Genomic DNA, 6,373 nt, shown 5'->3' with positions numbered 1-6,373 from the left:
GGCGCCTCCTGTTGGCGCAGTTTGGGGAAATGTGGCTGGTGGCTTTTCCGAATTGGGGTACTACATGTTTTGACACTCCCACGGATAAATCCGTGGGATTCTGGTTCTCGCTAGCCCAGCCCTTTCGGGCTGGGTTCGCTTACCCGGCTTGGGGGTGTGCCATGCACCCCGCCCTGCGGAGCCTGAAGAACCACAGGGCAGGACAGCCCCAACCAGTTCGCCAGATTGGACCCGGCGTTGTGGTCGGCGTGTCCCTGATATCCACACCGTTTGCACCGGAAGCTGTGCCGATGCCTGACCCCGATGGCCCCGCACCTGCGACAGGTCTTGGAGGTGTAGGCAGCGGGAACCTTCTCGAAAGCCACGCCCGCTCTGAGCGCTTTGTAGGCGGTTTTGCTTTCGAGGTCGTAGTAGGGCCAGAAGTCGCGGTTCAGATCGGCTTTGGCCTTGGTAGACTGCCGCTGTTTGGATTGTCGGATGCCCGACAAGTCCTCCATGCGGATGCCGCAGCCATGCTCCTTGGCGAAGGCCACCAGCTTCTTACTGATGATGTGGTTGATGTGCCGGATGGTGCGGGATTCCTTCTGTTCTAAGCGCTTCAGCGTTTTGTGCTTGCCCTTCTGTTGCAGCCTGCGCCGTTTGGCGGCGTAGTGGCGGCGGATATGCCTGACCCAGCCGAAGCTCAAGAACAGCGAGCGGCCCTCCGGCGTGACCGCTACCGCCAGGTGGTTCTGTCCCCTGTCCACCCCGATAAACCGGAGGGTTTCGGTGGGCTTGGGAACTTCCCAGGACACCGAAATACAGGCGTACCAGACCCCCTTCTTGCTTTGCACCAGCTTGAGGGAGCCCGGCTTGTGCGTCCCGGCCAGGATTCCCTCCAGAATCGCCTTGTGGTTGGCTTGATGCACCTCCAAAGGCACGCGCTTCTTGACCCCTCGGAGCAACCCGAACCCGATGCTGTAGGTGTTACCCACTTTGTGCAGCGTCCAGTTCTGGTTGTTGGTTTCCAGGGGCAACCGCTTGAAGGCCTTGACCTTCTTGGACTTGTTGACCGTGCGAAGGGTCTGGTTCACCCACGCCGAACCCAGCTCCACGTCCGCGAACGAGGCGGTGGTCAGTTTGCGGCGTTCTGCTTTGGGCATACCCAGGATGCGGTTCGCAAGGTCGGTGTTCACCCTTTCCAGGCGCGACCACTCCGCTGCTTTGACCTTGTTCAGGTGCAGAAACGGCAGTTTGAGGGTCAGGGTCTGGATGGGCACGTTCTGATTGTAGCATATCTTGCACAATACTGCCCGATTTTTTCAGAAGGGCGCTCACTTGCAGCTTAGCCGCAAAGCGGTTATCAGCTATGCCGACGCGCTGTAGCGCGTTCGCATTCATCCCACCGCTGAAGCAGTGGGCTTTCTGCGAACATTTTTGTAAAAACCAAAGCTGGGCAAACCGGAGGCTCAGCACCGGGTGTTGGGCCAAAGTGGGTAAGCCAGCCAACAAACCGCGCTGCCTTACGTGTTATGGTAGCCACGTAAGACACTCCAGACAGACGGGGAGTGGGAGGGGAGAGAACATGAAAAGCGTATTTGCCTTCCTGATCGCGCTGGGTTTGGGCCTGGCCCTGGCCCAGAAAGGTCCCATTACCGTGGGCTCCAAGATTGACACCGAGGGGGCGGTGCTGTGCCAGATGGTCAAGATTCTCCTCGAGGCCAACGGCTTCCGTGTGAACGACCGCTGCAGCACCGGCACTACCGATGTGGTGCGCAAGGCCCTCACCTCAGGTGAGATTGACCTTTACCCCGAATACACCGGCACTGCGCTGGGGGTGTTTTTCAAGAACGATCCCAGCGCCCAGGCTGTAACCCGCGATGCGGCCAAAGGTTTTGCCAGGGTCAAGGAGCTCGACGCCAAAAACAACATCGTCTGGCTCAACCCGGCCCCGGCCAACAACACCTGGGCCATTGCGGTGCCGCGCACCCTGGCCCAGCAGAATAACCTCCGCACCATGGCTGACTTCGCCCGCTGGGTGAACGGCGGGGCCCAGGTGCGGCTGGCCGCCAGCCAGGAGTTCGTAGACCGCGACGACGCCCTCAAAGCCTTCGAGCGGGTGTATGGCTTCAAGCTGAAACCCGAGCAGCTGGTGATTCTGCCCGGCGGCAACACCACCCAGACCCAGCAGGCCGCGGCCCGCGGCACGGGCGGGGTGAACGCCGCCATGGCCTACGGCACCGATGGGGGCATCGCCGCTTTGGGCCTGGTGGCCCTGACCGACCCCAGGGGGGCGGTGGCGGTCTACCAGCCCGCTATCACCGTGCGCAAGGCTGTATTCGACCGCTTCCCTGAGCTCGCCACCCTGATCAATCCGGTCTTCGCTACCCTAGACGAAGCCACCCTTTCCCAGCTCAATGCCGAGGTGGCGGTAAGTGGCAAGAACCCCGCCGAGGTGGCCCGGGCCTATCTGCGCTCTAAGAACTTCATCCGGTGAGGGAGACGCCCCCGCGCTACCTCGATCCGGTGGCTGGGCTGGCCGCCGGCCTGGGGGTTCTGGCCCTGCTGTTGCCCTGGCTCGAGCTCAAATCCAGCCGAATCGCTCCCGGTGAACCTTTTCATGTGTGGGACTGGCAGGGTTTTGGCGCTTTGGCGCTCCTCATTCTCTGGGCCGGGGTTGCGAGGGCACAGGGGCCTGCGCAGGTAGGGCTGCTCGGGCTGGCCTTGCTGGCCTGGGGGTTGCTAACAGGGCAGGGTGCGGACGCTTTGCTCAGTGGGCAGCCGGAGAGTGCTCGAGTCTCCCCGGCGGGCGGCTTCTGGCTCACCCTGCTGGCCCTGTACGTGGGCTACTTTGCCGCCTACCGTCAGGGGGGCTGGATTTTGCTGACGGTGCTACTAGGCCTGGCCCTTTTGCTGGGGTTGGGTGCTTTCGACCGGCTAGGGCCGCTGATGGAGTTCCAGTCCTGGCGTGAGCAGTTTTTTACCGAGCTATGGCGCCATCTTTCGCTCTCTGGCAGCGCGGTGCTACTGGCGGTGGTGGTGGGGGTGCCGCTGGGCGTGCTGGCCGCGGGCAACCCCCGCATGGGCTGGGTTCTGGGTGTGACCGGCTTCTTGCAGACCATCCCTTCACTGGCCTTGTTCGGGCTGCTGCTGCCGCTGCTGGCGGCAATCTCGCAGGGGCTGCGCCTTGAAATCGCGCTGGGCGCGATCGTGCTGGGGATGTTCGCCTTTCGCCTGCTGTGGGCCGTGTCGGGCTGGCTGGCGGTCTCGCTGGCGTTGTCGCTGGGCCTGCTGGCGCTGGCGATGGCTGGGGCCTGGCTCAATAGCCTGCTCGGCCCCGACCCACTTCGCATTGTGCTGGGCGCGCCTCTGCAAGAATCGGGCGTGCGGGGCATCGGCGCAGCCCCCGCCGTTTTGGCCCTTACCCTTTACGCGCTGCTGCCGCTGGTGCTCAACACTTACACCGGCCTGCGCGGCGTGCCCGAGGACGCTCGCGACGCTGGACGCGGTATGGGTATGAGCCCGGAGCAGCTCTTCTGGCGGGTCGAGCTGCCGCTGGCCCTACCGCTGATCCTGGAAGGCATTCGCAGCGCGGCCTCGCTCACCATCGGCATCACCACTGTTGCGGCGCTGATCGGCGCGGGCGGGCTGGGCTTCTTCATCCTGCGCGGGGTGGAAGGTGGCGCACCCGACATGGTTTTGCTGGGTGCGGTTCCCATCATCCTGCTGGCTCTGCTGGTGGACTCGGCCCTGCGGTTTGCCAGTATGGCCCTTAGACGGAGGGTGGGCATTTGATCCGCTTCGAGAATGTCGTCAAGCGCTACGGGGATTTCGAGGCGCTCAAGGGTGTGCGTCTTGAAGTAGCTGAGGGTCAGCTGGTGACTTTGTTGGGGCCTTCTGGGTGTGGCAAAACCACCCTGCTTCGCACGGTCAACCGCCTCATCGAGCCCAGTGAAGGCACGGTGTTCATCGGCGAGCAGGACGTGCGCCAACTGGACGAGGTGGAACTGCGTCGGGGCATCGGTTACGTGATCCAGAGCATCGGGCTATTTCCCCATATGAGCGTGCTCGAGAACGTGATGGTGGTGCCGCGGCTGCTGGGCTGGAGTAAGGAAAAGCGCGAGGCCAGGGCCAGGGAGATGCTGGCCCTGGTGGGTCTGGAGCCGCAAACCTTTGCGGGGCGTTTCCCGCGCGAGCTCTCGGGCGGTCAGGCCCAGCGGGTTGGGCTCGCCAGGGCGCTTGCCGCCGACCCGCCGGTGCTGCTGATGGACGAGCCTTTTGGCGCGGTAGACCCGCCTACCCGCGAGCGTTTACAGGACGAATTTCTCAGGCTGCAAAGCGAACTCAAGAAGACCGTTTTGTTTGTGACCCACGACCTGGAGGAAGCCGTGAGGATTTCCGACCGCATCTGCTTGATGAACAGCGGTCGCGTTGAGCAGTACGATACACCGGAAGTGCTTTTGCGTAGCCCCAAGACGCCTTTCGTACGTGATTTTCTGGGGCCATCGCGCACCCTGCTGCGGCTCTCCCGCATCCCGCTGAACGACCTGATAGAGCCGCTGGGCACACACCGGCCTGCCGTCAGCATCAAGCGCTCAGCGACGGCTCGAGATGCCTTCTCGCTCTTGCTTGCCAATGGTATCCGCAGCCTGGCTGTGACCGACGAAGGAGGTCAGGTGGTGGGGCTGGTGCGCCTGGAGTCGCTCCTGACTGCGGCCTCGGAGGAGGAACCATAGGAAGCACGCGGCGGGAAAAACGACCGTACCCGCTCTTGTGGCCGCTGCTGGGGTGGGGGTTGGTGCTCTTTTTATTTGCCCAGCAGTCTCTATGGAAAGGGCTTTTGTCCAGCTTATTTCCCAGCGCACGCAGCTCGATCTTCGAACGCGAAACCTTGCTGAATCTTGCCCTTCAACACCTCACCATCACGGCAAGTGCGGGTGCCTTGGTCATTCTGATTGGATTGCCGCTGGCGATTTTTGTCACCCGGCCTGTGGGGTCTGGCTTTCGACCTCTGCTCGAGAATATCGTGGCCGTTGGACAAACCTTCCCACCGGTGGCGGTGCTGGCGCTGGCCCTGCCCTTCTTTGGCTTCGGCTCTACCGGGGCGGTGTTAGTGCTGTTCCTATACGGCCTGCTACCGGTGGTGCGCAACAGCCTTGAGGCCTTTACTTATTTGCCCGCCGATGTGCTGGATGCGGCCAGAGGGATGGGCTATTCGCGCTGGCAGTTGCTCTGGCACGTCGAACTGCCGCTGGCCCTTCCGGTGATCCTTGCGGGCGTCCGCACCAGCCTGGTGTTGATTCTTGCGACCGCCACGGTGGCCCCGCTGGTGGGTGGCGGTGGGCTGGGCGTACCGATCATCGCAGGGCTGGCAGTAAGCAATTTGGCCTTCGTGGCACAAGGAGCCATAGCCGTTGCCTTGTTGGCGCTCTTGCTGGACTGGACAATGGGGCGACTGGAGAAGGTGCTCACGCCCTGGCGCAGTTAGGGGGCTGGGCTAGGTCCAGGGCCCAGTGATCTGGGGTGGGGCGTCACGCAAAGTCATGATCCCCCTCTACCCAAGGGCCGCATATCGCTCCAAGCCGCTTGTGAGTACCACCCCTTTCAGGCCGCCCAAAACGAAAGCTCTTTGAACACTCCCAGGTCACGGTAGTTAAGCGTCCACACCGGAGCCCTGGTCTTCAAGGCCAGCAGGGTTACGCTGGCGTCCTCCAGGGTGCCCTTCCACTCCAGCCTGGCCGCCAGCAGAACCCGAATGGCCTCGAGGTCTTCCATCCCGAGCGGGACGATCTCCAATGTCTCCACCATGCGCTCCAGGGCCCGGCGGGCCACTGCCGGGCCCCCCTCGAAGAGCAGCCACTTGTAGACCTCAAACACCACCGGCAGAGGTATGACCAGGCGACTACTGCCCTCAACCAGCATGCGAAAGCCCTGCACCGCCCTCTCGTGGTCAGGATCGGCAGCGTGGAAGAGCGCAATCAGCGGCCCCGCGTCCAGCACCAGTTTGGGTGGTGCCGCGCTCATCGTTCGTGGCGGTAGAGATCCTCAGCCCCCTCCCGGGCAGTGCGGGTAGCCTTCTCGACGATACCCGCCAGTTCCAGCAGGGCTGCCGGGTTGCGGCGCAACCGGGCCGCCAGCGCCTCCTGCACCAGGGCCGAGAGGCTGGTCTCCGGGTGCTCCTTCAGGTATTCCTCTACCACTTGAGCGAGGTCGTCGGGCAGGTAGATGGTGGTTCGCATGGGTATATCATACCATGTAATACTACTCGATCCTCAACCGCCGCCCCCTATCGACCGGTTTGGGTGCGTCTCCGAATCAACCCTAAAGGGCAGGCTCTTATCATATACATCCACTAAGCCAGCGATAGAGGGGCATGGGATTGGTGGAGAAGCTA

The 6,373-nt window shown here is 62.8% G+C and carries 7 protein-coding genes; 4 read left to right on the top strand and 3 right to left on the bottom strand.

Annotation, left to right across the window (positions count from 1 at the left end; all coding sequences use genetic code 11):
* Nucleotides 1–110: 110 nt before the first annotated feature.
* On the bottom strand, nt 111–1,259 hold the full coding sequence (locus tag ABWU19_RS13960; protein WP_435902270.1) for an RNA-guided endonuclease InsQ/TnpB family protein: 1,149 nt from the start codon (nt 1,257–1,259) through the stop codon (nt 111–113).
* A gap of 305 nt (nt 1,260–1,564) precedes the next feature.
* Between ABWU19_RS13960 and ABWU19_RS13955 the strand changes: the two genes are divergently transcribed.
* From ABWU19_RS13955 to ABWU19_RS13940, 4 genes are all read left to right on the top strand, one after another.
* The gene (locus tag ABWU19_RS13955; RefSeq protein WP_027878117.1) at nt 1,565–2,476 is read left to right on the top strand and encodes an ABC transporter substrate-binding protein; all 912 of its coding nucleotides are present in this window, start codon (nt 1,565–1,567) and stop codon (nt 2,474–2,476) included.
* A complete protein-coding gene (locus ABWU19_RS13950; RefSeq protein ID WP_435902269.1) occupies nt 2,473–3,774 on the top strand; it encodes an ABC transporter permease in 1,302 nt (433 codons plus the stop codon). The genes ABWU19_RS13955 and ABWU19_RS13950 overlap by 4 nt, the downstream gene beginning before the upstream one ends.
* Nucleotides 3,771–4,715, top strand: a complete 945-nt coding sequence (locus ABWU19_RS13945) for an ABC transporter ATP-binding protein (protein ID WP_435902268.1) — start codon at nt 3,771–3,773, stop codon at nt 4,713–4,715. Before ABWU19_RS13950 ends, ABWU19_RS13945 begins: the two co-directional genes overlap by 4 nt.
* Nucleotides 4,716–4,819: 104 nt before the next feature.
* Nucleotides 4,820–5,467: an ABC transporter permease gene (locus ABWU19_RS13940; protein WP_435902267.1), complete on the top strand. Its 648-nt coding sequence runs from the start codon at nt 4,820–4,822 to the stop codon at nt 5,465–5,467.
* Between the two features lie 116 nt (nt 5,468–5,583).
* Here ABWU19_RS13940 and ABWU19_RS13935 read toward each other — a convergent pair whose 3' ends face one another.
* Together ABWU19_RS13935 and ABWU19_RS13930 are read right to left on the bottom strand one after the other, a co-directional pair.
* Entirely contained in the window at nt 5,584–6,003 is a 420-nt protein-coding gene (locus ABWU19_RS13935; RefSeq protein WP_435902266.1) for a type II toxin-antitoxin system VapC family toxin, read from the bottom strand.
* Nucleotides 6,000–6,218 carry a CopG family transcriptional regulator gene (locus ABWU19_RS13930; RefSeq protein ID WP_435902265.1) on the bottom strand — a complete coding sequence of 73 codons (219 nt, stop codon included), beginning with the start codon at nt 6,216–6,218 and terminating at the stop codon, nt 6,000–6,002. The genes ABWU19_RS13935 and ABWU19_RS13930 overlap by 4 nt, the downstream gene beginning before the upstream one ends.
* Between the last annotated feature and the right edge of the window lie 155 nt (nt 6,219–6,373).

This window comes from Meiothermus cerbereus (assembly GCF_051297115.1).
In the GTDB taxonomy this organism is placed as follows: Bacteria; Deinococcota; Deinococci; order Deinococcales; family Thermaceae; genus Meiothermus; species Meiothermus cerbereus_A.
Note: the sequence above shows the minus strand (reverse complement) of the source record. Positions and strands in the feature narration are given on the sequence as shown.